The organism is Hamadaea sp., assembly GCF_013362815.1.
Taxonomy (GTDB): domain Bacteria; phylum Actinomycetota; class Actinomycetes; order Mycobacteriales; family Micromonosporaceae; genus Hamadaea.
Genome location: NZ_JABFVK010000044.1, coordinates 29,178 through 52,487 on the forward strand (window position 1 = coordinate 29,178; position 23,310 = coordinate 52,487).

28 protein-coding genes are annotated in these 23,310 nt (G+C 70.4%); 20 read left to right on the forward strand and 8 right to left on the reverse strand.

The features are described 5' to 3' along the window. Window positions 1-104 precede the first annotated feature (104 nt). The gene (locus HOV77_RS21255) at window positions 105-1,259 is read right to left on the reverse strand and encodes a right-handed parallel beta-helix repeat-containing protein (RefSeq protein ID WP_290864312.1); all 1,155 of its coding nucleotides are present in this window, start codon (window positions 1,257-1,259) and stop codon (window positions 105-107) included. Between the two features lie 230 nt (window positions 1,260-1,489). Here HOV77_RS21255 and HOV77_RS21260 point away from each other — a divergent pair, with 230 nt between their 5' ends. The 3 genes from HOV77_RS21260 (at window position 1,490) to HOV77_RS21270 (ending at window position 5,488) form a co-directional block, all read left to right on the forward strand. Further along, window positions 1,490-1,909: a heavy metal-binding domain-containing protein gene (locus HOV77_RS21260; protein WP_290864314.1), complete on the forward strand. Its 420-nt coding sequence runs from the start codon at window positions 1,490-1,492 to the stop codon at window positions 1,907-1,909. 259 nt (window positions 1,910-2,168) lie between these two features. Next, window positions 2,169-2,702 (forward strand): ATP-binding protein, encoded by a 534-nt coding sequence (locus HOV77_RS21265; RefSeq protein WP_290864315.1) that lies wholly within the window; start codon window positions 2,169-2,171, stop codon window positions 2,700-2,702. 116 nt (window positions 2,703-2,818) lie between these two features. Further along, a complete protein-coding gene (locus tag HOV77_RS21270) occupies window positions 2,819-5,488 on the forward strand; it encodes a VWA domain-containing protein (RefSeq protein ID WP_290864316.1) in 2,670 nt (889 codons plus the stop codon). On the opposite strand, the gene HOV77_RS21275 is transcribed toward HOV77_RS21270, so the two are convergent. Further along, window positions 5,454-5,927, reverse strand: a complete 474-nt coding sequence (locus HOV77_RS21275; protein WP_290864317.1) for a hypothetical protein — start codon at window positions 5,925-5,927, stop codon at window positions 5,454-5,456. The two genes, HOV77_RS21270 and HOV77_RS21275, sit on opposite strands and share 35 nt — an antisense overlap. After that, window positions 5,924-6,304 (reverse strand): DUF6069 family protein, encoded by a 381-nt coding sequence (locus tag HOV77_RS21280; RefSeq protein ID WP_290864318.1) that lies wholly within the window; start codon window positions 6,302-6,304, stop codon window positions 5,924-5,926. The genes HOV77_RS21275 and HOV77_RS21280 overlap by 4 nt, the downstream gene beginning before the upstream one ends. A gap of 128 nt (window positions 6,305-6,432) precedes the next feature. On the opposite strand from HOV77_RS21280, the gene HOV77_RS21285 reads away from it, so the two are divergent. The 4 genes from HOV77_RS21285 to HOV77_RS21300 all read left to right on the forward strand — a co-directional run bounded on the left by HOV77_RS21285 (window position 6,433) and on the right by HOV77_RS21300 (window position 9,288). Next, on the forward strand, window positions 6,433-7,530 hold the full coding sequence (locus tag HOV77_RS21285) for a histidine kinase (protein ID WP_290864319.1): 1,098 nt from the start codon (window positions 6,433-6,435) through the stop codon (window positions 7,528-7,530). Window positions 7,531-7,535: 5 nt separating this feature from the next. Continuing rightward, window positions 7,536-8,180: a response regulator transcription factor gene (locus HOV77_RS21290; RefSeq protein WP_290864320.1), complete on the forward strand. Its 645-nt coding sequence runs from the start codon at window positions 7,536-7,538 to the stop codon at window positions 8,178-8,180. An 8-nt stretch (window positions 8,181-8,188) separates the two neighbouring features. Then, window positions 8,189-8,812, forward strand: a complete 624-nt coding sequence (locus tag HOV77_RS21295) for a class I SAM-dependent methyltransferase (RefSeq protein WP_290864321.1) — start codon at window positions 8,189-8,191, stop codon at window positions 8,810-8,812. Between the two features lie 191 nt (window positions 8,813-9,003). Further along, window positions 9,004-9,288: a GlsB/YeaQ/YmgE family stress response membrane protein gene (locus HOV77_RS21300; protein WP_290864322.1), complete on the forward strand. Its 285-nt coding sequence runs from the start codon at window positions 9,004-9,006 to the stop codon at window positions 9,286-9,288. A gap of 52 nt (window positions 9,289-9,340) precedes the next feature. On the opposite strand, the gene HOV77_RS21305 is transcribed toward HOV77_RS21300, so the two are convergent. Beyond that, a complete protein-coding gene (locus HOV77_RS21305; RefSeq protein WP_290864323.1) occupies window positions 9,341-10,654 on the reverse strand; it encodes a hypothetical protein in 1,314 nt (437 codons plus the stop codon). Next, entirely contained in the window at window positions 10,641-11,633 is a 993-nt protein-coding gene (locus HOV77_RS21310; protein WP_290864324.1) for an NAD-dependent epimerase/dehydratase family protein, read from the reverse strand. Before HOV77_RS21310 ends, HOV77_RS21305 begins: the two co-directional genes overlap by 14 nt. Before the next feature lie 113 nt (window positions 11,634-11,746). Here HOV77_RS21310 and HOV77_RS21315 point away from each other — a divergent pair, with 113 nt between their 5' ends. From HOV77_RS21315 to HOV77_RS21335, 5 genes are read left to right on the forward strand one after another with little or no spacing between them, the layout of a single operon-like run. After that, window positions 11,747-12,397 (forward strand): glycosyltransferase family 2 protein, encoded by a 651-nt coding sequence (locus tag HOV77_RS21315; protein WP_290864325.1) that lies wholly within the window; start codon window positions 11,747-11,749, stop codon window positions 12,395-12,397. Further along, the gene (locus HOV77_RS21320; RefSeq protein ID WP_290864326.1) at window positions 12,394-13,017 is read left to right on the forward strand and encodes a DUF2064 domain-containing protein; all 624 of its coding nucleotides are present in this window, start codon (window positions 12,394-12,396) and stop codon (window positions 13,015-13,017) included. Before HOV77_RS21315 ends, HOV77_RS21320 begins: the two co-directional genes overlap by 4 nt. After that, window positions 13,014-13,640: a class I SAM-dependent methyltransferase gene (locus HOV77_RS21325; protein ID WP_290864327.1), complete on the forward strand. Its 627-nt coding sequence runs from the start codon at window positions 13,014-13,016 to the stop codon at window positions 13,638-13,640. Before HOV77_RS21320 ends, HOV77_RS21325 begins: the two co-directional genes overlap by 4 nt. After that, window positions 13,616-14,740 carry a molybdopterin-dependent oxidoreductase gene (locus HOV77_RS21330; protein WP_290864328.1) on the forward strand — a complete coding sequence of 375 codons (1,125 nt, stop codon included), beginning with the start codon at window positions 13,616-13,618 and terminating at the stop codon, window positions 14,738-14,740. Before HOV77_RS21325 ends, HOV77_RS21330 begins: the two co-directional genes overlap by 25 nt. After that, entirely contained in the window at window positions 14,737-15,168 is a 432-nt protein-coding gene (locus HOV77_RS21335; RefSeq protein WP_290864329.1) for a hypothetical protein, read from the forward strand. The genes HOV77_RS21330 and HOV77_RS21335 overlap by 4 nt, the downstream gene beginning before the upstream one ends. A gap of 65 nt (window positions 15,169-15,233) precedes the next feature. Here HOV77_RS21335 and HOV77_RS21340 read toward each other — a convergent pair whose 3' ends face one another. Further along, a complete protein-coding gene (locus HOV77_RS21340) occupies window positions 15,234-15,605 on the reverse strand; it encodes a hypothetical protein (RefSeq protein WP_290864330.1) in 372 nt (123 codons plus the stop codon). Between the two features lie 139 nt (window positions 15,606-15,744). Between HOV77_RS21340 and HOV77_RS21345 the strand changes: the two genes are divergently transcribed. Next, window positions 15,745-15,948, forward strand: coding sequence for a hypothetical protein (locus tag HOV77_RS21345; protein WP_290864331.1), 204 nt, complete (start codon window positions 15,745-15,747; stop codon window positions 15,946-15,948). A gap of 8 nt (window positions 15,949-15,956) precedes the next feature. Here the strand turns inward: HOV77_RS21345 and HOV77_RS21350 are convergent, their stop codons facing one another. Both HOV77_RS21350 and HOV77_RS21355 read right to left on the reverse strand, forming a co-directional pair. Then, complete coding sequence (locus tag HOV77_RS21350; protein WP_290864333.1) at window positions 15,957-16,964, reverse strand: HAMP domain-containing sensor histidine kinase; 1,008 nt, start codon at window positions 16,962-16,964, stop codon at window positions 15,957-15,959. Next, complete coding sequence (locus tag HOV77_RS21355; protein ID WP_290864335.1) at window positions 16,957-17,667, reverse strand: response regulator transcription factor; 711 nt, start codon at window positions 17,665-17,667, stop codon at window positions 16,957-16,959. Before HOV77_RS21355 ends, HOV77_RS21350 begins: the two co-directional genes overlap by 8 nt. Window positions 17,668-17,759: 92 nt before the next feature. Here HOV77_RS21355 and HOV77_RS21360 point away from each other — a divergent pair, with 92 nt between their 5' ends. From HOV77_RS21360 to HOV77_RS21390, 7 genes are all read left to right on the forward strand, one after another. Continuing rightward, a complete protein-coding gene (locus tag HOV77_RS21360; protein WP_290864337.1) occupies window positions 17,760-18,086 on the forward strand; it encodes a multidrug efflux SMR transporter in 327 nt (108 codons plus the stop codon). Between the two features lie 17 nt (window positions 18,087-18,103). Continuing rightward, entirely contained in the window at window positions 18,104-18,676 is a 573-nt protein-coding gene (locus HOV77_RS21365) for a TetR family transcriptional regulator (RefSeq protein ID WP_290864339.1), read from the forward strand. Window positions 18,677-18,682: 6 nt separating this feature from the next. Further along, window positions 18,683-19,273, forward strand: coding sequence for a sigma-70 family RNA polymerase sigma factor (locus HOV77_RS21370; protein WP_290864341.1), 591 nt, complete (start codon window positions 18,683-18,685; stop codon window positions 19,271-19,273). Beyond that, entirely contained in the window at window positions 19,270-20,256 is a 987-nt protein-coding gene (locus HOV77_RS21375) for a hypothetical protein (RefSeq protein ID WP_290864343.1), read from the forward strand. Before HOV77_RS21370 ends, HOV77_RS21375 begins: the two co-directional genes overlap by 4 nt. Window positions 20,257-20,332: 76 nt before the next feature. Next, on the forward strand, window positions 20,333-21,370 hold the full coding sequence (locus HOV77_RS21380) for an NAD(P)-dependent alcohol dehydrogenase (protein ID WP_290864345.1): 1,038 nt from the start codon (window positions 20,333-20,335) through the stop codon (window positions 21,368-21,370). Between the two features lie 173 nt (window positions 21,371-21,543). Continuing rightward, on the forward strand, window positions 21,544-22,755 hold the full coding sequence (locus HOV77_RS21385; protein WP_290864347.1) for an MFS transporter: 1,212 nt from the start codon (window positions 21,544-21,546) through the stop codon (window positions 22,753-22,755). 64 nt (window positions 22,756-22,819) lie between these two features. Continuing rightward, window positions 22,820-23,308, forward strand: coding sequence for a cation:proton antiporter regulatory subunit (locus HOV77_RS21390; RefSeq protein ID WP_290864373.1), 489 nt, complete (start codon window positions 22,820-22,822; stop codon window positions 23,306-23,308). Window positions 23,309-23,310: the final 2 nt, after the last annotated feature.

Sequence of the window (23,310 nt, forward strand, 5' to 3'; positions counted from 1 at the left end):
GCACCCCCGAGCTCAAGCGGCGCCGGACGGCCACAGCTTACGGCGTACCCGTTGATGAGCAGGTCAAACATGGGCCCGGTCCGCGGACCGGGCCCACGGCGGGGTCAGACGCCCGCGGAGACCGTGACGCCGGTGCCGACGGTGCGTGAGGTGCCGACGGAGGACACGATGTTGCCGGTCGACGCGACCGTGAGCGCCGTGCCGCTGCCCTTCTGATAGTTCAAGCCGGTCTCCCGGCTGGTCGCGCGGCCCAGGATGCCGTTGCCCGTGACGCTGACGAAGCCGCTGCCGCCGCCGTTGACCCCGTCGAGTCCGATGTAGACGAACGTGCCGGTGGCCGGGAACGCGCCGAACTGGTTGATCGTGTTGCCGCTGATCGACGACGGCGCCTTGTCCTGCACGGTGCAGCGGATGCCGTAGTAGGTGGTGCCGGACGTGCCCTGAGAGCCGAAGTCCTCGATGTAGTTGTCGTGGATGCCGGTGTTGTAACACCGGCTGGCGTCGATGCCGTTCTTGGCGACCTCGTAGAGGTGCAGGTCCCGGATCTGCCAGCCGGCCGCGTTGTCAGTGGCGACCGCGCTGCCGCCGGTGCCGGCGATCCAGCTGCGTTCGATCACGGTGTCGGTGAGCAGGTTGGCGGGGTCGTAGCCGTGGATGCCCGCGCCCTTGACGTTCTCGATGTAGATGTCGCTGAGGATGTTGTTCACCGCCGTGTTGGCGATCTGCGTGCCGTTCGCCGTCACCGTGGTCAGCAGGATGCCGTCGGCCGGGGCGTTGTAGATCCGGATGTCGTAGACCCGGCTGTCCCAGGTCTGGAGCACCAGCGGCGACGTGCCGGTGTTGGCGGCCGAGTTGCCGTCGAGGGTGAGCCGCTCGACGCGTACGCCTGATCCGACCCACGCGTTGTTGTCGGCCCACTCCTGAGAGGCGAGCATCGCCTTGAGGTTCGCGCCGTTCGCCTGCTTGAGCAGCGTACCGGCGCCGTCGCCGCGGTAGGTGCGATCGTCGGCGAGCTTGATCGTCGCATTGATCAAGCAGGGGCCCTTGATGACGATCTCGTCCCCGGGGGCGGAGGAGTTGATGGCGGTCTGAATCGTCGCCGCGTCCGACGTCGTGTTGGCACACGTGGCGTTGACCCGGGCGGCCTGGGCGGGCAGCACGTCACCGGCGAGGACGGCGGCGGCGGTGAGCACCAGCAAGGCACCGCTCAGGGCGATGTGACGGGCGCTCGCCGCGAGGTGGCGAGGGGAGGCGTTCATACGTGAGTGTCCTCCTTGGACTGATCAACAGAGAGCCTGATCGTAGAAAGATCACCTTCAGGACGACTACAAACTTCCTACACGGGTCGTCCCTCTTTGGAGGTAATCGCTGGCATATATCGGATAAGTCGGGCCATGCTGGGAAACCGGCCCGTGGCTCACCTCATCTCCCCAGCCGCCGGTCCTTCGCTCGCGCAATGCCGGCACCACTCTCGAAAGGCGGGTGTGACATGACCGCCCCGACTCACCGGCTGTCCCAGCGCCACGGCGTCCTCGTGGTGACCACCGACGCGGTCTACGGCCGCGCGATCCATCAAGTTCTCGGCCAGGTCCTCGGGATCGCCGCCCGGTCGAAGAACCCCTACGGCGAAGGATTCGTGTCCCTGCGTACGGGCGGGAGCAACGGGGCGGACGTGCGCCGCGATCTGCTCATAGCCTGCCGCTGGGAAGCGGTCGACGACATGACGGCCGCCGCCGCGCAGTTCGGGGCGGACGCGGTCGTCGCCATGCGGTTCGATCATCGCCAGGTCACCGAGAGCTGGTTCGAGGTGTGTGCGTACGGCACCGCGGTGGTCCTCGCCCCGGCGACGACGGAGATCCCGGCGGCTCGTCGCGCCCCTGCGTACGCCGAGGCCACCCGCACGGCGTGAAGCCGCCCGGGAATCGTTTGCGACTTTTCTCCAAGTGCGGTTTGCGGCCGTACCGCTCGGGGTATCCGCGCTCGCGTTCGGGCTCGCGGCCCGTGGCGGTTCCCTGTCCGTGACGGATCGTGACCCGCTTGTCATGGAAAGTTGTACGTCTCCCGACATAGGAGAAAACCGTGGATGGCCGCTATTGTCGGCCGTGCGACGGATTGCGTGTCATGGCGGTGACGCGGCCATCGGGGGTGAGCGGGAGGAGCGGGCGACCATGTCTGACCGAGCGGACGGCGGCTCCCCAGCCGACCGCGAAGCAGGGGCGCGCCTGGTGCCCGAGCAGGCCGACCGCCTGCTCGACATCGGATTCGTGGCCGGCCAGTTGTATCAGGTCCGGCAGACCGTGGTGGCGCACGCCCAGTCGGGCGGAGCCGGGCCGACCACGGTGGAGGCGGTCCTGCTGATCGCGAGCGAGTTGGCGGTCAATGCCATCCGGCACGGCGGCGGGCGCGGCCAGTTGCGGCTCTGGCGTACCTCGGATGCCGTCTACTGCCAGGTGGAGGATGCCGGGCCGGGCATCGCCGAGCCCGAGTCGGCCGGGGCGGACCCGTCGGCCGAGGACGAGGGCGGCCAGCCCGGCCGACGCGGGCTGTGGATCGTCCGCATGGTCGCCGACGAGTTCGCCATCGAGACGAGCTCGGCCGGGACGACCGTCACCACCCGCGTACGCCTTCGCGGTCCCGGCGATCGCCAGCACGGGCGGGGCGGACTGCGTACGCCGGTGTTCGACTCAAGGGCGCGCACCTGACGCTGGCGTAACACGGTCTGTAGTCGTGTCGCTACGCATCGTTGCGTCTCTGGCATGGCAGGCTGTTCCCGCATCCCTCGTCAGCCGTGCCTTGCCGGGCACCGACGAAGGGTTGCGTGTTGCGCCGACCGACTTCCGGCCGCACCGCGGCGTACGCCGTCGTCGTGCTGGCTCTGAGCCTGCTGACACTGTGGACGACCTGGGGATCCGGGCCGGCAGTCGCAGCCGACGGGGCCACGATCACCATCGAGAAGGGCGGCGACCGCACCGGCGCGCAGACCGTCGCGGGCCTGCCCGGCGCGGTGTTCGACCTCTACGCCGGAGTCTCCACGGGCTCTCCGAGCGGCACGCCCGCCGCTTCGTGCACCACTGGGGCCGACGGCACCTGCACGGTCACGGTGCCCGCCCGGACCGGAAACAATCAGGGCTATTGGGTGGTCGAGCGCACCGCGCCGACCGGTTTCTCGATCATCTCGCAGCTCAACACCGGCGGTGGTACGACGACGCCGACTGCGTACAACCGGTACTTCATCGGCAACGTGCACGCGAACCAGAGCTATCAGGTGCCCACCCCCTCGACCGGCAACACCAACGCCACGGCGCGCAGCGATTACTGGGCCGACATCCGGGACAACCCCTCGCTGCCCGACCACTGCGGGCTGAACATCGCCCTGCTCGTCGACGTCTCCGGTTCGATCGCATCGTCGCTGCCCACGGTGAAGGACGCCGCCAACGGCTTCGTGGACGCCCTCACCGGTACGCCGTCGCGGATCGCGGTCTACAGCTTCGCGACCAACGCCGACGCTCTGCTGGGGCCGACGGCGGTGCCCGACAGCAGCTCGGCCCAGACGGTCAAGGACGTGGTCAACGGGCTGACCGCCGGGGGCGGCACGAACTGGGACGCGGGGCTGTGGGCGGTCGCCGCCGCGACTACTACCTTCGACGCGGTCGTCATGCTGACCGACGGCAATCCGACGTTCTACGGGCCGAACGCCGACGGGCCCGGCAACTTCACCCGGTTCCGCGAGGTCGAGAACGGGATCTTCTCGGCCAACGCCGTCAAGGCGCTTGGCACCAAAGTGGTCGCGGTCGGCGTCGGCGCCGGGATCAGCGGTTCGCCGCTCAATCTGCAGGCGGTCTCGGGCCCGGTGGCCGGGACCGACTACGTGCAGACCGGGTATGACCAGCTCGCCGCGGTGTTCCGCGCGATCGCGCTGCGTACCTGCTCCGGCTCGGTGAGCGTGGTCAAGCGGGTGCTGCCGCCGACCGGGACGATCGACGACGCCGTTCCCGCCGGGGACTGGGTGTTCAGCACCACGACAGCCGGGGTCACTCCTACGTCAGGCACCACCGCCGGTGACTCCGGGGCGGTCAGCTTCACCGCCGACCTGGACGGCGCCGCCGCACTGCCGGTGACGCTCACCGAGACTCCGCAAGCCGGCTACAGCCTGGTCCAGGTGGGCGGCCTCAACGCGACGTGCGCCTCGGACGGCAGTTCGGTGCCGGTCACGAACTCGGGCGCCACCGGGTTCACGGTCTCGGCCCTGCGGAACGCCATCGTCACCTGCACCGTGTACAACCGAGCGCCGACGCCTCCCGCCACGGTCACCGTGCACAAGAAGTGGATCATTCAGGGGACGGCGTATGACGAGCCGAATCAGCCCGACGAATTCCAATCGGCGCTGACCTTGACCGGGCAGACCGATCCCGTCTGGGGGCAGACCTACGGCGGATACCTGGCCGGCGACGTCGTCACCATCGGTGAGAACGTCAACCTGGACCTGCTGCCCCCGGGGTGCTCGCTCACTGCGACTCAGGGCGACGTCGGCGTGGAGACGCTGGTCGCCGGGGACAACGTGTTCACCGTGACGAACACGGTCACTTGTGAGACCAAACTGACGCTGCTCAAGAGCGTGATCAACCCGTTCACCGCCGCCGAGCCGGCCGACAGCTGGACCCTCACCGCGTACGCGGAAGGCGGGAGCCCGGTCTTCAGCGGAACAACCGGCGTGCAGCAGGAGGTCGAGCCCCGTACGCGATACCTGCTCGGCGAGACGACAGTGCCTGGATACGTGCAGGATCGGGGGCCGAACGCGGTCATCGTCCCGCCGGCGACCGGGAGTTGGAGCTGCTCGCTGCGGCAGCGCGACGGCACCCTCGGGCCGGAGTACGACGGGCTCAACGGCGGGGTCACCGTCCAACTGGGTCAATTGGCCGAGTGCACCGCGGTCAACCAGGCCCAGCCCGCGAAGCTCACGCTGCGTAAGCAGGTCGACAACACCGGCGGCGGGTCGGCCGAACCCGGCTCGTGGCTGCTTCAGGCTGTCCCGGACGGCGATGCCTCGTCGATCAGCGGCCGGGACGGTGAGCCGGCCGTCACCGGCGCGGAGGCGGTTCCGGGGATCGCGTACGCCCTCGGCGAGTCCGGTGGTCCCACCGATTACCTGCCCGGCCCGGTGACCTGCGTACTCACCGGCACGGACACGGTCGTGGACACGCCCGGCGACGTACTCACCCCGGCGATCGGGCAGGACGTCACCTGCACGTTCACCAACGTCTACCAACCGACCTCGCCGACGCCGTCCGCATCCAGCGGAGAGCCGTCGCCGTCCGCTAGCGGGCAACCGACGCCGACGGCGAGCGGCACGACGCCGCCACCCATCCCGGTCACGGGAACGCCGGTGGGACGGGTGGCGGCGTACGCGGTGGGCCTGACGGCCCTCGGGGCCGGGTTGCTGCTGGCGGCCCGGATCAGAAGACGGGACCGTGACCCGTCGCCCCGATGATCGCGACGATCATGATGGTCCGGCGACGGCGCTTGGTCATCAATGCGTACACCATCGACAGCACCACGAGCTCCAGGTCGGGCCAGTCGCCGGTGACCTCCACTCGCATCGGGCGGCGGGCGAGCGGCGGGATCTGCACATCGATGCTGCGGCCGTCGCGCTCGAGCCGGGCTCCTCGGTGACCTCGCTGCCAGCGGACCGGGCCGCCCGGCCCGGGGACGTGCGAGCGCTGCGGATGCAGCCGCACGGCCGGGCCGCTTCCGGCGTACGCCTCGACGCCGATGCGACGCCGGTCAGTCGGATGGATCGTCCATTCGCGGTCGCCGAGCCGGATGACGGCCCGCCGCCACGACCAACTCGTCTGGAGCGTCGCGTTGCCGAACTCGAAGACGCCCTTGGAACGTACGACGGAGCGCTCGACGGTGCCTGCGGCGTTCATCGGGTGCTCCAGCGCAGGCCGGGGATCACCACAGCGCCGACCGCGAGGTGCAGCGCGGCGAGCCCGAGCTTCGCCGAACCGGAGACGCCGCCGGTCGGGCCGAGCAGCACCGACAGCAGCAGGAATCCGGCGGCGATGATCGTCCAGACGGTCAGCGCCCGGGCGGTCAGCCGCTCCAGCAGGGCGAGCAGGCCCCAACCGGCGAGGGCGGCGACCGCACCGGCGATGAGCGCGGCGGCGAGCGTCACCTCGGTGGTGGAGGTGCCGGTCCGGACGGCGAGGTCGATTCCGGCCGGGCCGGCGAGCAGGGCGAACCCGGCTCCGGCGACTGCGGTGGCGGCGGCGGTGATGGTGAGGCGGCGTACGGATTTCGTCATGGCGGCAGCTTGGCCCGAGCCCGGTCGCTCCGTCATCGCTCCGGAGGTCGTGGGGACACCGTCTTTAGTAAGCGCGCTACATCTTTAGTAGGTGGCCGGCCCACGTCGTGCCTGGATAACCTGCCAGCGTGAACGCCCGCCGAACCGGCCTGACGATCACCGTCGTGGTGATCGGGGGCCTCGTCGCGTACGCCCTGTGGGGCGCGACGCAATCCGCCCCGGACCTGATTCCGTTCGACGCCGTCGTCGCGCTCGTGTCGATCGGGGTCACCGCCTGGCTGTTCCGGCAGCCGCTGGCCGGTGGACTCGTCGCCGGGGTGCTCGCCGCGTTCTCCCCGGTCGCGACGCCGGTCGCCAGCTTCGCCGCGTTCCACACCGCCCGTCGGCGGCCGTTCCGCGAAGCACTGGCGGTCACCGTGGTCGGCATCCTCGGGCAGGCGATCCAGGGGATCTGGCGGACGCCGGCCGGATTGTCGTACGGCTGGTGGATGCTGCTCATGACGGCGGCGTACGCGGCCCTGCTCGGCTGGGGATTCTGGGCTCAGGCCCGCGTGAACCTGCTGCGGGAGCTGCGCGACCGCGCCCGGCGAGCGGAGGAGGAGCAGGAACGAAGGATCGTCGAGGCCCGGCAGTCCGAACGCAACCGCATCGCCCGCGAGATGCACGACGTGCTTGCTCATCGCCTGTCGCTGCTCGCCGCGTACGCGGGCGCGGTCGAGTATCGGCCCGACGCCCCGCCCGAACGTCTGACCGAGGCGGCTCGCGTCATCCGTGCGGGTGCGCACCAGGCGCTCGAAGACCTACGCGAGGTCATCACCCTCATGCGGTCCGAGGACGACGGCAATCCCGACGCTCCGGCCGGCCAGACCCTCGCCGACCTGCCCGCGCTCCTCGCCGAGGCGCGGGCCGCGGGCCAGCGCGTCGAGCTCGACGACCGGCTCGACCCGGCCGCTTTGCCGCCGGCGCTCGGGCGGTGTGCGTATCGCGTGATCCAAGAAGGACTGACGAACGCGCGCAAACACGCCCCCGGGCAGGTGGTGACGCTTCAGCTTGCGGGTCCACCCACAATCTTGACGGTACGCAATTCCACCGTGCCGGATGGGCGCGGACCGGGCGGCGGAACCGGATTGGCCGGGCTCGCCGAGCGGGTGTCGCTCGTGGGCGGTGAACTGGAGCACGAGATCGACGCGGACGGCGAGTTCCGGCTCACCGTTCGGTTACCGTGACCGGCATGATCAGGGTTGTGATCGTCGACGACGATCCGCTGGTACGCGGAGCGCTGACGATGATGCTGGACGGCGCGGACGGCATCGCAGTCGTGGGCGAGGCGGCCGATGGCGCGCAGGCGCTGGTCGCGGTCGAAAAGCACGACCCGGACGTGGTGCTGATGGACATCCGGATGCCGGGAGTGAGCGGCATCGTGGCGACCGAGCGGATTCGGCGTCGCACGCGACCGCCCGAGGTCGTCATGCTCACCACTTTCGACTCCGACGACCACATCGTGCGGGCGCTGCGGGCCGGAGCGAGCGGCTTTCTGCTCAAGGACACGCCGCCGGAGCGCATCGCGGCGGCCGTCCGCAGCGTCGCGGCCGGAGAGCCGATCCTGTCGCCCAGCGTGACACGGCGGCTCGTCGACCAGGTCACAACCGGTTCCGCCGCAACCGAACGGGCCCGGGAGACCCTCGCCGCACTGACTCCTCGGGAGCGGGATGTCGTGCTCGCGATCGCCCAGGGACGCTCGAACGCGGAGATCGCCGGGGAGCTGCTGATGAGCCTGACGACGGTGAAGGCGCACGTGTCGCACATCTTGACCAAACTCGACCTGACCAACCGTACGCAGATCGCACTGCTCGCCCACGACGCCGGACTGATCTGAGGATTGCCATGCAGGACGACGAATCGCCACTGGCCCGAGCCTGGGATCAAGCCGCCGCAGGCTACGACGACTACTTCGTACCCCGGTTCGCTCCGTGGGTCGAGTTAGCGGTGCAAGAGCTCGGCCGGGACCTGCCGGACGGTCCGATCCTCGTGCCCTGTTGCGGCACCTTTCCGGAATTGCCCTTGCTCGCGACTGCTTTTCCCGGACGCCCGATCGTCGGGATCGACCTGTCGCCCGGCATGGTGGCGCGCGCGTCCGCTCGGGCTTCGTCGTTCCCGCTCGCCGAGGCGGTCGTCGGGGACGCCGTCGAGGTCGGGCCGGAGTGGACCGGACGCTGTGCGGCGGTGGTTTCCGTCTTCGGGCTGCAACAGTTGCCCGACCCGCCGGCCGCGCTGGCCTCGTGGGTCGGCCTGTTACGTCCGGGCGGGCGGCTGTCGGTCGTGTACTGGCCCGATGTGGTCGAACAGGAAGGGCCGTTCGCGCTGTCCCATCGCATTCGCGGGCGAGCCGCTGCCGACCCCGACGCCGCACGCCGGGCGGCCGAGGCGATCGCGTACGCGGGCGCGGAGGTGACGGCGGATCGGGCGGTCTCCTTCCCGATGGAGCATCCCGATGCGGCGACGTTCTGACGGGCTATGTCCAGTAGTGGGCCGTTACGGGCGTTTGCCCTGACTCAGGGCGAAGACGCACTGGCCGAACTCGGGCGGCGGTTTCTAGCGGCCGCACCGGCCGACCGGCCCTGGCGGCATACGCCGAGCGCCCGGCTGCTGACTGCCCGGAAACCAGCCCCAGCTGGGAATTCGTGATCTAGCGTGGACGCATGGTGGGCACAATTCTGTGGGGGATCATCGGCGGCGCCATCGTGGGCATCCTCGCCCGCCTGCTGCTGCCGGGCAAGCAGCACATCTCGATGCTCGTGACGGTGATCGTCGGCATCGTCGCCGCGACGCTGGGCGGCGTCATCGCCGACTGGCTCGGAGTGGGTGACACCAGAGGCATCGACTGGATCCGGCACTTCATCCAGATCGCCCTGGCGATCCTGTTCATCTGGCTGGCCGATCGGATGTTCAGCAAGCGTACGCCGCCTGCTGTTCCCGCTCGCTGACGCTCGCGGGTGCGCGGCGCTTCCCGCTCGCGGGTGCGCGCCGGGTACGCGGTCACCAGACGGTGTGCAGCAGGTGGTTGACGAGCAACGCCGTAGCCGCCTGCGCCACGAGCCACAGCTTCGGCCGGGGCAGCAGAGCGGCCGCGGCGGGCAGCCAGATCGCGAAGGGCAGCCAGATGCGTTCGACCTCCGCCTTGCTGAGGCCGGACAGGTCGGCCACGACGATCGCGGCGAGCGCGCCCAGCGCGAGGATCGCGACCGGCGCTGTCTTTTCTTGCGGCAGATCAGGGTTCTGGGTCGAATCTTGCCCCATGATTCGACCCAGAACCCTGATCTGGTTCGTAGAAGCGAGACGGGGGAGTGCGGCGTACCCGGCAGGCCCGATGCTGAAGGCGAGGGCGGCGAAGTTCGCCCAAGCCCAGTACCAGTAAGGGCGGAGCGAAGCGATGCCCTGGTAGTAGCGGATGCGTACCAGGGAGTAGCCGTCGAACCACCAGAAGCCGGCCAAGGCGAACCCGGCGACCGGCAGCAGCGCGCCGCCGGACGCCCAGAGGAGCGGTTTCCATCGCCGCGCCGCAATGGCGACCGCGACCGCGAGGAACGCCATCAGGACCAGGCCGTACGACAGGAACACGGCGAATCCGAAGAGCACCCCGGCCAGCACCGTCCACAGTGCCCGTCCAGTGGCGAGCAAGGCGACCGCGACCGAGGTGACGCCGAGGAAGAGGCCGTCGCCGGAGACGCCGACCCATACTGCGCCGGGGAAGAGCACGACGAACGGCACGGCGGCTCGTGCGATCTCGCCCGAGCCGAGCGAGCGCAGCGCCGACGGGACCGCCACGGCGGCGAATGAGCCTACCGCGATGCACGTGAGCGCGGCGGCGACTCCGCCGGAAAGGCCCACCCGGTCGAGCACCGCGAACACGAGCAGGGCGCCCGGCGGATGTCCGGCCGCTTGGGTGTTCCAGGAATCGGGCTGGAAGTCGAGGATGCGGTCGGCGTACCCGTGGATCATCGCGGGGATGTCTCCGGCGCTAGGCAACGCCGCGAGGTACTCCGCGTCGACGGTCAGCCGGGTGGCCACCCCGTGGTTCCAGCCGTCCACCATCGCCAAGCTCAGCGTCCAGCCGAACGCGGCGACATAGGACACCGCGAGCAGGCTCCGCCACGGCAGGTTCCGGGGGAACGCGAAGATCACCAGCAGTGCGATGAGGATGGCTGGAACGGTGCCCGGCCCGGTATGCGGAATCCAATGCGCGTACAGGGGTGCCGCAGCGGCTTGAACGTCGACCTGCCGCCCCACCACGATGGCCGCGCCGACCAGGACGGCGGCTCCGCACAGGACGAGGAGCTCAGCCCGCCGCAAACTCCGCCATCCCTTGCTCGAACGGAACGGCGGCGTGGAAGCCGAGGTCGGCCGCCGCCCGGGCGGGGGAGGCGACGATATGCCGGACGTCGCCCGCCCGGAACTGCCCGGTGACCACCGGATCGGGTCCGGCCATGACACTCGACAATGCGGCAGCGAGATCGCCTACAGTGCGGGGTACGCCGGACGCGATGTTGAACGCGCGGAACGGTTCCGCGTTCGAGCGGTCCAACCAGGACAGTGCGGCGACGTTGGCGGCGGCGACGTCGCGTACGTGGACGAAGTCGCGGCGCTGGCCGCCGTCCTCGAAGACCCGGGGCGCCTGTCCGGCGGCCAGCGCCGACCGGAAGATCGCGGCGACTCCGGCGTACGGGGTGTCGCGGGGCATCCCCGGTCCGTAGACGTTGTGATAGCGCAACGCCGCGCATCGGCTGCCCGACGCGTGGGCCCACGCCGATGCGAGGTGCTCCTGCGCCAGCTTCGTGGCCGCGTACACGCTGCGCGGATCGAGCGCCGCGTCCTCGTCGATCACCTCCGGCGTCACGGGCGCGCCGCACTGCGGGCAGGTGGGCTCGAACCGGCCGGCGGTCAGGTCCGGCTCGTGGCGCACCCGGGCGCGCACCGGTCCATGGTCACCACACGTGTACGCGCCATCGCCGTACACCACCATGGAGGAGGCGAGCACCAACCGGCGTACGCCGTGCCGGGCCATCGCGGCCAGGAGAACCGCCGTGCCCAGGTCGTTGCAGCCCGCGTACTCGGGAAGGTCCTGCAGGTCGACGCCGAGTCCGACCATGGCGGCCTGGTGGACGACGGCGTCCACGCCCGACACCGCCCGGTCGACGGCCGCCGGGTCTCGCAAGTCCTCGCCGCTGGGCAGCGCCCGGTCGAAGACGCGTACGCCGTGCCCGGCCGCGGTCAGCTGATCGACGACGGAACAGCCGATGAACCCGGCCCCGCCGGTCACGAGAACCTTCACGCCTTCGACGCTAAGCGCTGGCGAGCGCTCCGTCCGGGAGGCGTCACGGGTTCGTAAGGATTTCCCCGGAGTCGGTAAGAATATGTGGTCGATTCCGGCGGTACGGTGCGTTCATGGTCGACGTTATATTGCCGTGTCTCAATGAAGCGGCCGCGTTACCGCAGGTGTTGACCGGTCTGCCGACCGGCTATCGGGCCATTGTCGCGGACAACGGATCGACCGACGACTCCGTCGCGGTCGCCCGGGCGTTCGACGCCCACGTGGTCCACGCCCCGCAGCGCGGGTTCGGTGCGGCCGTCCACGCCGGACTGGAGGCGGCCACTTCCGAAGTGGTCTGCGTGGCCGACGCGGACGGCTCGTTCGACCTGCGCGACCTGCCTCAGGTCGTCGATCCGGTGGTCGCCGACGAGGCGGACCTGACCTTGGGGCGGCGCACGCCGGGCCCGGGCGCCTGGCCGTGGCACGCCCAGCAGGCGAACCGGTTCCTCGCCTGGTGGCTGCGCGGCGAACTGGACGTCGACATCCACGATCTCGGCCCGATGCGGGCGGCCCGGCGGACGGCGTTGCTGGAGCTGGACCTGCGCGACCGGCGCTTCGGCTATCCACTGGAGATGATCGTCGCCGCCGCCCGGGCCGGGTGGCGCATCGCCGAGGTCCCCGTCGCGTACGCGCCCCGGGCCGAAGGAACGAAGTCGAAGGTGACCGGGACCGTGCTGGGCACCGCACGGGCCGTCCGGGACATGGCGAAGGTGCTGGCCGGATGAGGACGCAGGTACTCGTGCTGGCGAAGGCGCCCGTGCCGGGCCGGGTGAAGACCCGGCTGTGTCCGCCGTGCACTCCCGAGCAGGCGGCGGCGGTGGCGTACGCGGCGATCGAGGACACCTTGGACGCCGTCGACGCCACCTCGGCGCGCTGGCGGACGTTGGTCGCCGACGGCGTGATGACCGCTCGTCCGGGGTGGTGCCTCGTCCCGCAGCGCGACGGTGATCTCGGCGTACGCATAGCGTCGGCGTTCACCGCAGCCGCCGAGGAAGCAGAGGCGACCCTGCTCATCGGTATGGACACCCCGCAAGTGCGGCCCGACCTGCTCGACGCGGCGGTCCGGGCGGCCGATGAGGCGGACGCGGCGCTCGGGCTCGCCGAGGACGGCGGCTGGTGGGCGCTGACCCTGCGCGATCCCGCACACGCGACGCTGATCCAGGAGATCCCGACGTCGAGGCCGGACACCGGGCGACGGACGTTGGCCGCCTTGCGCGCGTACGGACTGCGGGTCGCGGAACTGCCGGTATTGCGAGACGTCGACACCGCTGCCGACGCCGTCGAAGTCGCCCGCAGATGCCCGGACGGACGGTTCGCGGCCGCTGTGACGGAGTGCCTCGGATGATCACTGCGCTCGCGCTCTACAGTGGCGCGCTCCGGCGTGACACCCGGTTGCGGCTGCTCGACCTCGCCGGGCGGTCGCTGCGCCACCTCGAAACCGGCGCGTGGCATCGGCTGCGACCGGGGGATCGGGGCGTGCTCGACCGCTGCGCCGGCCCGACCCTCGACGTCGGCTGTGGACCGGGACGGCTTGCCGCCGCGCTGACGGCGACCGGCATCACCGCGCTCGGCATCGATCTCAGCCCGACCGCCGTCCGGCTGGCCCGCCGCCGGGGCGCACATGCCGTGAGCGGGGACGTCTTCGGCCCGGTGCCCGGCGCGGGCACGTGGCGGCATGCGCTGCTGATCGACGGCAACATCGGTATCGGCGGCGACCCGGCGCGTCTGCTGCGGCGCTGCGCCGAACTGATCGGCCCGGACGCTACCGTGCTGGTGGAGACCGATCCGCCGGGTGCCGCCTGCTGGTCGGGCCCGGTCGTCCTGCACGACGGCGACCGCGAGAGCACGCCGTTCCCGTGGGCGCTGGTCGCGGCCGACCGGCTCGCCGGGCCCGCCGCCGACGCGGGCTTCACCGTCCGCGAGACCTGGAATGAGGAGGGACGATGGTTCGCCTGCCTCGGGCGGTGAGCCGCCTGCGCTCGCCCCGGCTCACCAGCCAGCTCGGCCTGATGCTGGGCACGGCCTTCGCGATCTGCCTGCTCACCGGCTACATCAGCCACGCGATTCAGCATCCGCCCGGCTGGTTCTTCTGGCCCTCGCGCCCGGTCGGCCTCTATCGCGTCACGCAGGGCCTGCACGTCGCGACCGGTCTCGCCATCGTCCCGCTGCTCGGTGCGAAGATCTGGTCCGTCTACCCCAAGCTCTTCCGCTGGCCGCCGGCTCGCGACCTGGCGCACGGTCTTGAACGGCTGAGCTTGGCGATCCTCGTGGCCGCGGCCGGCTTCCAGGTGCTCACGGGCCTGCTCAACATCGCCAGATGGTATGCACCGATGGGGTTCTTCTTCACGGTCGCCCATTTCTGGACCGCCTGGATAGCGGCCGGCGCGATCTTGATCCACATCGGAGTGAAACTCCCGATCCTCCGGCGCGCCTTGACGGCCAAGGTACGCCCGACGCCGGCCGGTGACGGGTGGACCCGGCGTGGCTTCCTCGTCACCGTCGGGGCGGCGATCGGAGTCGTGACCGTCGCGACGGTCGGCCAGACGATCCGTCCGCTGGCCGGGATCTCCGTTCTCGCGCCGCGCGATCCCCGCATCGGAGTCCAAGGGGTCCCGGTGAACGGGTCGGCGGCGTCGGCCGGTGTCCGGGACCGGGCGCTGCATTCGGCGTACAAGCTGGAACTGATCGGCCCGAGCGGCACGAAGCTGTTGTCGCTCGCGGACTTGGCGGCGCTGCCGCAATACACCGCGAGCCTGCCGATCACCTGCGTGGAGGGCTGGAGCGCGGACGCCGTGTGGACGGGGGTACGCCTGCGCGACCTGACGGCGCTGGTCGGCGGGGGAGCGGACGACGTCGTGACGGTGGAGTCGTTGCAAGAGAACAGTCCTTATCGGACGTCTACTGTGGAGCAACCCCATGCGCGAGACCCGCTGACGTTGGTGGCGCTGCGATTGCACGGGGAGACGCTGGATCTCGACCACGGTTACCCATGCCGTCTGATCGCCCCGAACCGGCCGGGCGTGTTGCAGACGAAGTGGCTGGCCCGGATCACAGTGGGCGCGGCATGACACTTCTCCGTCGTCTGCTCATCGCCGCGGGCCTGGTGGTGATCGTCATCGGCGCGATCGGTGTGCTGCGCTCGGCGTCGGTCGGATTCTGGCCCTACGTACGCTTCCTGTTCGTCAGCGCCGTGTACGCCGACCTGCTCGTGATGCCGCTCGTGCTGCTCGCCGGGGTGCTCGCCGCCCGGCTGCTGCCGCCTTGGCTGCGCGTGCCCGTCCAGGCTGGACTTTACGTGTCCGCTGCCGTCGCCTTCATTTCGCTTCCGCTTGTTCTCGGGTACGGGCGCGATTCCTCGCTTCCCTCGGCGCTGCCGCGGGACTACCCTCGCGGGCTGCTCATCGTGCTTGCTTTCGTCTGGGCTGCGGTCGTGGTGGCCTCGGTCTGGCGGTTCGTCCGCTCGCGCTCTTCGCGACGGACTCCCGCGTCTACGTGACGTACCTCGGGCGACTTTGCGACGTATCCCGGGATAACGCGGCTTTGTCGGCGATCTAAGCCGCGTCATCCCCGGATCTTGCGATGATCATGGACCGGCACTGGGTCGCCCGGGAAAGTGAGGCAGGTGTGGGCCTCGAAGGTCATCATTCCGGCCTGGACGCAGGGATCCTCGGCGATCAATGCCTTGGCCTCGTCGGCGCCGATGCTCATGATGAGGACGCCGGCCATACCGGCTTCGGAGTCGTCGACTACCGGGCACAGGACCGCGATCACGCCGTCGGCGCGCAGCGCGACCATGCGGCGCTGATGCTCCAGTTCGGTCGCCGCAGCGCCGTCTTGGTGGCGCTCTGCGGTCCAACGCAGGATCACGATGCTCGCCGGGTTCGCAGTCGCCGCCAGGTCCCTGATCTGGGTGTCGGTCACGGTCGATGTCATGTGATCTCCTCATGTTCTGGCAGGGCGGCGCTGGCCCCGATCGATCAAGCCCGCGTCGCCGGAGCCGGCGGTTGACGGACCTTACTCGTCTGAGTAATAGTTACTCACACAAGTAAACACAAATCAAGGGGGAGTCGAAGTGCCGAAACCTGCAGACTTGACGACCGCCAAGAAGCCGCCGTCGACCTTCGCTGCGATCGCCGTCCTGATCGGCCTCGAAATCCTGGTCATCGCGCTCCTCACCGCGATCGGCGTCACCGGTACCCCGGCGGTCGTCGCCGTGGTCGCCTTCGCATTCGTTGAGCGCGTCGCCTACGTGCGATGGTTCAAGCGGCGGGCGTGAGGGATCGCTCAGGCGGGGAGGCGTACCTCGAACCGGCAGCCCTCGCCGGCGTTCCGGGCGGCCACCGTGCCGCCGTGCGCTTCCACGAGGCCGCGGACGATGGCCAACCCCAGACCGCCGCCCGAGCCGGTGTCCGGCGTACGCGCCCGGGACCCCCGGAAGGCGACGTCGAACACCCGGTCGAGATCGGCCTCGGGGATGCCGCCGCAGGTGTCGCTGACTGCCAGCCAGGGTCCGGTGGCGTCCCGCCCGCCGTCGATCGTGACGGTGCCGTCGGGCGGGGTGTATCGGACGGCGTTGAGGACGAGGTTGGCCACCACGCGACCGAGTTCTCGTTCGCTGGCCTTCACCGTCGGCCAGGCGGCCTGCGACGGCGTACGCAGCCGGACGCTGCGGCTCGCCGCGATGGGCGAGGCGGCGGCGATGGCGTCGGAGACGACGTCGCCGAGCCCCACGTCGGCCACCGTCAGATTCAGCGCCCCGGCGTGGATGCGGGACAACTCGAAGAGGTCGTCGACCAGCCGCGCCATCCGGTCGGACTCGACGCGCAGCCGGTGGTGGTACTCCCGCATCGACTCCGCGTCGTCCACCACGCCGTCCTCTAGCGCCTCGGCCATCGCCCGCATCCCGGCCAGCGGCGTACGCAGATCGTGGCTGACCCACGCGATGAGCTGACGGCGGCTGGCCTCCAGCGTCCGTTCGCGGCGGCGGGCGTCGGCGGCCCACACGGCGGCCCGGGCCATGCGGCGGCCCATCCAGAGCCCGATCGCGAGTGACATCGCGCCCGCGATCGGCACGACGATCAGGACGACCTGGAGGTCGTGGCCGGAGATGAACATCTCCTCGGCGACGGCGAGCACTCCGGCCGCAACCGCCAGCACGACGACGAGCACGAGCACGCCCACGTTGGCCGTGATCGACCGGCGTTGCAGCAGGCGCAGGGCGACCGCCCCGGGTACGCACACGACCAGCGCGCCGAGGAGGGCGGCGAGCGCGATCAGCACGACGTCACGCATCGGCGGCCACCGGTTCGTAGCGGTAGCCGATGCCCCACACGGTCTGGATGCGCGACGGATTCGCCGGATCGGGCTCGATCTTCTCCCGCAGCCGCCGGATGTGCACCGTCACCGTGGACTGGTCGCCGAACGTCCAGCCCCACACCTGGTCCAGCAGCTGCGGGCGTTTCAAGGCGACGCCCGGCTGCGACATCAACGCCACGAGCAGGTCGAATTCGCGTACGGTCAGCGCCAGTGGCGAACCACTGAGCGTCGCGGTGCGGCGCGCCGGGTCGACCACGAGGTCGCCGTCGTGCAGGAGATCCTTCGGCTGCTGCGGCTGCGCCCCGGTACGCCGGAGCACCGACTGCACGCGGAGCACGAGTTCGCGCGGGGAGAACGGCTTGGTGACGTAGTCGTCCGCGCCCAGTTGCAGGCCGACGATCCGGTCGATCTCCTCACCCATGGCGGTCAGCATGATGATCGGCAGCTCGGCGGAGGACTGCCGCATGCGGCGGCACACTTCGAGCCCGTCGACCCCGGGCAGCATCAGGTCCAGCACCACGAGATCCGGTGGGCGGGCGGCGTACGCGGCCAGGGCGGTGTCGCCGTCGGCGGCCAGTTCGACGGTCATCCCGGCCCGTTCCAGGTATCGCCGCACGACGTCGGCGACGGTGGGATCGTCGTCGACGACGAGGATGGCGGGCGAGCTGGATCGGGTCACGTAGCCAGCGTAGGTCCGGCCGAGCCCGCTGCGGCAGCCCCGACGCGTTCTGTCAGGGCTTCGTAAGGCATCTTGTACTACCGTACAAGTTCATGGGCTACGTCTTCCTCCTGTGCGCCATCACGGCCGAGGTCATCGCGACCAGTCTGCTCAAGTCGACGCACGGGTTCACCAAGCTGTGGCCCACCCTCGCGGTGCTCGTCGGCTACGGTCTGTCGTTCATCGCGCTGTCCCAAGTCGTCAAGTCGGTCCCGGTCGGCGTCGCGTACGCCGTGTGGTCGGGGCTGGGCACGGCGGCGATCGTCGCCATCGGCGCGGTCTTCCTCGGCGAGCCGCTCACGGTCGTCAAGGTGGTCGGCATCGGGCTGATCGTGGCCGGCGTCGTGATCCTCAACGTCGGCGGAGCGGCGGCCCATTGAGCGCCGACCAGCGTCGGGTGCAACGGCCCCGGGATCCGCAGGCCCGCCGGGACGCCCTCACGGCAGCGGTCATCGAAAGCATCGCCGACGTCGGCATCGGGCGTACGACGCACCGCAGTGTTGCGACCCGCGCCGGGTTGCCGCTCGGCGCGACGACCTACTACTTCCCGACCCTGGACGACCTGGTCGAGGCGGGGCTGCGCCGGGCGGCCGAGATCTTCGATCGCGATCTGACGAGCTGGGCCGAGCGGCTGGCCGCTGCGGCCGACCCGGCCACCGAGCTGGCGGCGATCGCAGCCGAGTACGCCGCCGACGCGGTGCCCGCCCGGCTCGCGTACGAGCTGTCGGCGGCGGCGATGCGCGACGAGCGGCTGCGTCCGCTTGCCCACCGTCGGCTCGGCGGCCTCCGCGAGGTGCTCGAAGCCGCGTTCGGGCGATGCGCGTACGCCGTCGGCGCGGTGCTGGACGGTGCGGTGCTGCAGGCGCTCACCACCGGCGTACCCGTCGACCGGGAAGCGCTCGCAAGCGTCGTCCGCCGCCTCACTAGGACTGGCGACGACCGTGAACCACTCCGTCGCGATCGGGCATGAACAGACGTGACAGATTTGCGTTCGCCCGTGCAGTACGCCGACGACGTGCTGATCCGGGAGTCGATCCGCGCGCCGGAACGCTTCGCGCCGCTGTTCGACCGGCACGCCACCGCGGTGCACCGGTATCTGAGCCGGCGGATCGGCGAATCCGCCGACGACCTGCTGGCCGAGACGTTCCTCGTCGCCTTTCGCGTGCGGGAGTCCTTCGAACCGCTGCGGATCGACGCCCGGCCGTGGCTGTTCGGCATCGCGACCAACGTGCTGCGTCGGCATGTGCGGGCGGAAGAGCGCCGCTATCGGGCGCTGGCCCGCTCGGCGGGGTCGGACCGAGGCGTACACCTCGACGAGGCGCTAGATGATCGCCTCGACGCCCAGGCGTTGCGCGGTGCCCTCGCCGCCGCGCTCGCGAGCCTGAAGCCTCCGGATCGCGACGCGCTGCTGCTGCTCGCCTGGGCTCAGCTCTCGTACGCAGAGATCGCCGCCACGCTCGGCATCCCCATCGGGACGGTGCGGTCCAGGATCAACCGCGCCCGTCGGGTCACCCGGTCCGCGCTGGGTCTGCCAGCGGAATCGCTTGGTCTTCCGGAGGAATCATGAACGAGATCTCGTTGCTGGACGCGTTTGGCCCGGATGCGACGGAGCTGCCTGACCATGCTCGGCTCGCAGCTCGCGAACGGTTGCTCGCCGAGTGTCGGACGCCGAGCGCGGGTACCCGGCTGCGGAGCGCGGGCGGGCGGCGTACCAGGGGATTCTCTCGCCGCTGGACACTGGCCGGGGCTGGGTTGGTCCTCGCCGCCGGTGCGGCGGCGGTCGTGCTGCCTCGGCTCACCCGACCGACGCCGGACGAATCGGCTGGCTCGGTGGAGCTGGTCGCGGCGAGCACTCCCGAGTTCCCCTACACCGTTCCCGGACTGGGTAAACCGACGTTCACGGCGGAGCCGAACAGCCCCATCATGGCGGTCTACGCCCAGCCGGACGGGAGTGAAGTCGTGCTGGCTCCGCTGGCCGCGCCACCGGACGAGTACGTCAAGGGAGAGCGGGAGATCACGGTCGACGGCCGCCCAGGCCGCATCGTCACGGGGAAGAAGGAGTCCGGAGAGGTCATGTTCGTGGCCCTCCGCTGGGAACACCGGCCAGGCGTATGGCTCTCGCTCACCAAGGCCGGGCACAACGCCACCGAAGAGTTCGTTCTGGCGCTGGCCCACGCGGTGGTCGACCAACCGCAGAGCGTCGGCTTCAAACTCACCATCGGCCTGGTGCCGAAGGGCTGGCGGCTCGGGATGTTCAAGGACGACGGAGCGATCCTCTCCTACGTCGATCCGAAGGCCCCCAGTCGGGTGCTGACCGCGAACTGGACGCCGCAGCCCGACACGAGTCGGGACGATCAAATCGAGGGATTCGAGTCGGTCGAGACCGTCACGGTCGGGGGCAAGCGAGTGAAGCTCGTACGGGCCGCCGAGTTCTGGCGGTTGAGCGCCGTCCTGCCCGACGGGTCGGGCTTCACGCTCATGGCGTCACGGTCCTTCCGGGCGAACCAGGTGGTCGCGGTCGCCGGCAGCGTGCGGCTCACCAAGTCGTGATCGCGCGGCCGGCCCGGTCCCTGAAGACCTCGGCAAACGCCGGATATGGCCGAGTCGGCCCGGTTACGGTGAGGGCATGCGGGCTTTGCAGCTGGTCTCACCCGGGAAGATCGAGGTACGCGACGTCGAGGTGCCGGAGATCGCCTCGGACGAAGTGCTCGTGAAGGTCGCCGGGGCCGGGCTCTGCCATTCCGACCTCCACGTGCTGCACGTGCCGGAGTGGCCGATCCCGAACATGACGCTGGGCCACGAGACTGCGGGGCACATCGAGAAACTCGGCGACACGGTGACCGGATTCGCCAAGGGCGACGCCGTTCTCGTCTACCTGATCTGGGCCTGCGGCGTGTGCCGCCCGTGCATCGAGGGCCGCGACAACGTCTGCGTCAACCAGGGCGGCCGGTACGCGTACCCGCCGTGCCCCGGGCTCGGCCCGGACGGCGGCATGGCCGAATACATGCGGGTCAAGGCGCGGTATCTGGAACCGTTGGGCGACCTCGATCCGGTGCAGGCCGCGCCGCTGGCCGACGCCGGGCTGACCCCGATGCACGCGATCAACGGCGCACGCCATCGGCTCGGCCCGGGCTCGACCGCGGTCGTCATCGCGGTCGGCGGTCTGGGCCACGTCGGGCTGCAGATCCTCGCCGCGACGACGTCGGCGCGGATCATCGCGGTCGACTCCAGCGAGCAGAAGCTCGAGATCGCCCAGGAACACGGGGCCGACCTCGTTCTGAAGAGCGATGAGAACGCCGTGAAGCGGATTCTGGAGGAGACCGGCGGCTACGGAGCTGACGCGGTCTTCGACTTCGTCGGCGTGCAGCCCACCATCGACCTCGCCACCCACACGATCGCGCCGGACGGCGCGCTGCGCGTCGTCGGGCTCGGCGGCGGCTCGTTCACCTACGAGGCGAACGGGACGGCCGATCCGTTGCCCTGGGGCGTCGACGTACGCCGCTCGTTCGGTGGGACGCGGACGGATCAGCGGCAGGTTCTCTCGCTGGCCCAGCAGGGCAAGATCTCCGTCGACGTGCAGACCTATCCGCTGGCCGACGGGCTCAAGGCGTTCGCCGATCTCGAGGCGGGCACCGTCCGCGGACGGGCCGTCCTCGTCCCCTGACGGCCGCAGCAGGGATCTGCGCCGGATCACGGATCTCGGTCGAATCTCGGACCAAGATTCGACCCGGAACCCTGATCCAGCGCGAAAAGGCGGGCGCGAAAGGCGGCGGGCGTGATCTGCGGCATACGAGAGCGCGGTAGCAAGACGGACGTACGGTTTGTTACGCTGCCCGCGTGCTCCTCCCACCCCGTGGCAACGCCCGCATCCTGATCGCCGCCCACTTCGTCAACACGCTCGGCAACGGGGCGTACCTGACGACGAGCACGCTGTTCCTGACGCGCTCGATCGGGCTGAGCCCGGCCGAAGTCGCGCTCGGGCTGGCGATCGCGGCCGGGGCGGGCATGGCGCTGAGTACGCCGATGGGCTACGTCGCCGACAAGTACGGTCCCAAGCGCGTCATGCTGACGATGCTGATCCTGCAGTCGGCCTGTTTCGCCGGCCTGATCGGCGTACGCGGACTGTGGTCGTTCGCGCCGATCGCCTGCCTCATCGCGATCGGGGAGGCGTGCGCGAAGGCGGCGAACGGGGCGATGATCGCGGCGGCCGTCGAACCGGGGCAGCGGTTGCGCGTACGCGCCTTCCTGCGCTCGGCCAACAACGCCGGGATCGGCTTGGGGGCGTTGATCGGCAGCATTCCGCTGATGCTGGACAGCCGGCCGGCGTACGTGGCGATGCTGCTCGGCAACTCCGTCACGTTCCTGCTCGCGGCATCGGTCCTCACCCGGGTGCACCTGGAACAACCGGTGGTCGAGCGCCCGGCCGAGCAACCGCGCCTGGTGGCGTTGCGGGACCGCCCGTTCCTCAGCTTCGCCCTCGTCGACGGGCTGGTCGCCGCGCTCTACAACGAGCTGCTCACGATCGGGCTGCCGTTGTGGCTGACCGTGCACACCGGCGGTCCACTGTGGCTGGTGTCGGCGGCGCTGCTGATCAACACCACGGGCTGCGTCCTGTTGCAGGTGTGGGCTTCCGGTGGCACCGACGGCCTGGCGAGTGCCGCGCGTACGGGTCGCCGCGGTGCGCTGATCATCGCCGTCGCGTGTGTCCTGTTCGGAGCGTCGACCGGTATGCCAGCCTGGGCGGTCGTCGCCGGAGTGCTCGCCGCGTCGTGCGTACACGTGCTGGGTGAGCTGTTCAGCTCGACCGCGACGTGGGCGGTCATCTTCGGGCTCGCCCCGGACTGGGCGCAAGGCCAGTATCAGGGCGCGTATCTGACCGGCCGCCAGATCGGCAACATGGTCACTCCGCCCCTGCTCACGGCCCTTGTCGTGGGGGGCGGCGGACCCGGGTGGCTGGTTGTCGCGCTCGTCTTCGCGACCGCAGGCATCGCGTACCCCTCGTTGGTGCGCTGGGGAGCACGGACCCGGACCGAGCCGGTGCCCGCCTGAAAGCGGACCCGGACCGCCGACGCGCAGTATGCGATCATGGGGGACCGCGACGCGAGAGGGGCTGATCGAGGTGGAGGTCGAGCGGACGGCGCTGCCGGGGATCGGACTGCGGCACGAGTTCCGGACGGCGCGCGGGCAGCACGCCGCGGTCGTCTCCCACCACAACGGCCGCCGGGACCTGGTCGTCTATGACCCACGAGATCCCGATACCACCCTGGCGAGCCTCGCCCTGACCAGCGAGGAGGCCAACGGGGTCGCCGAGCTGCTGGGCACCGCACGGCTGGTCGAGCGGCTCGCGGACCTGCAACGGCAGGTGACCGGGCTGGTCACGATCCAGGTGCAGGTGTCCGACGATTCGCCGTACGCCGGTCGGTTCATGGGCGACGCGCGAGTGCGGACGCGCACCGGAGCTTCGATCGTCGCGATCGTGCGGGACGCGGAAGTCGTCGCGAGCCCCGGCCCCGACACCCGCCTGCGGTCCGGTGACCTCGTGGTGATCGTCGGCACCGCCGACGGCACCGCGGCGGCCGCCGAGATCTTCACGCGCGGATAGGG

Bases quoted from the DNA above. Each gene is read 5' to 3' on its own strand.
- HOV77_RS21360 (WP_290864337.1), top strand. From the start codon at position 17,760: ATGGGCTACGTCTTCCTCCTGTGCGCCATCACGGCCGAGGTCATCGCG.
- HOV77_RS21375 (WP_290864343.1), top strand. From the start codon at position 19,270: ATGAACGAGATCTCGTTGCTGGACGCGTTTGGCCCGGATGCGACGGAG.
- HOV77_RS21350 (WP_290864333.1), bottom strand. From the start codon at position 16,964: ATGCGTGACGTCGTGCTGATCGCGCTCGCCGCCCTCCTCGGCGCGCTG.
- HOV77_RS21325 (WP_290864327.1), top strand. From the start codon at position 13,014: ATGATCACTGCGCTCGCGCTCTACAGTGGCGCGCTCCGGCGTGACACC.
- HOV77_RS21380 (WP_290864345.1), top strand. From the start codon at position 20,333: ATGCGGGCTTTGCAGCTGGTCTCACCCGGGAAGATCGAGGTACGCGAC.
- HOV77_RS21280 (WP_290864318.1), bottom strand. From the start codon at position 6,304: ATGACGAAATCCGTACGCCGCCTCACCATCACCGCCGCCGCCACCGCA.
- HOV77_RS21335 (WP_290864329.1), top strand. From the start codon at position 14,737: ATGACACTTCTCCGTCGTCTGCTCATCGCCGCGGGCCTGGTGGTGATC.
- HOV77_RS21265 (WP_290864315.1), top strand. From the start codon at position 2,169: ATGTCTGACCGAGCGGACGGCGGCTCCCCAGCCGACCGCGAAGCAGGG.
- HOV77_RS21290 (WP_290864320.1), top strand. From the start codon at position 7,536: ATGATCAGGGTTGTGATCGTCGACGACGATCCGCTGGTACGCGGAGCG.
- HOV77_RS21295 (WP_290864321.1), top strand. From the start codon at position 8,189: ATGCAGGACGACGAATCGCCACTGGCCCGAGCCTGGGATCAAGCCGCC.
- HOV77_RS21330 (WP_290864328.1), top strand. From the start codon at position 13,616: ATGGTTCGCCTGCCTCGGGCGGTGAGCCGCCTGCGCTCGCCCCGGCTC.
- HOV77_RS21275 (WP_290864317.1), bottom strand. From the start codon at position 5,927: ATGAACGCCGCAGGCACCGTCGAGCGCTCCGTCGTACGTTCCAAGGGC.
- HOV77_RS21255 (WP_290864312.1), bottom strand. From the start codon at position 1,259: ATGAACGCCTCCCCTCGCCACCTCGCGGCGAGCGCCCGTCACATCGCC.
- HOV77_RS21340 (WP_290864330.1), bottom strand. From the start codon at position 15,605: ATGACATCGACCGTGACCGACACCCAGATCAGGGACCTGGCGGCGACT.
- HOV77_RS21315 (WP_290864325.1), top strand. From the start codon at position 11,747: ATGGTCGACGTTATATTGCCGTGTCTCAATGAAGCGGCCGCGTTACCG.
- HOV77_RS21260 (WP_290864314.1), top strand. From the start codon at position 1,490: ATGACCGCCCCGACTCACCGGCTGTCCCAGCGCCACGGCGTCCTCGTG.
- HOV77_RS21320 (WP_290864326.1), top strand. From the start codon at position 12,394: ATGAGGACGCAGGTACTCGTGCTGGCGAAGGCGCCCGTGCCGGGCCGG.
- HOV77_RS21300 (WP_290864322.1), top strand. From the start codon at position 9,004: ATGGTGGGCACAATTCTGTGGGGGATCATCGGCGGCGCCATCGTGGGC.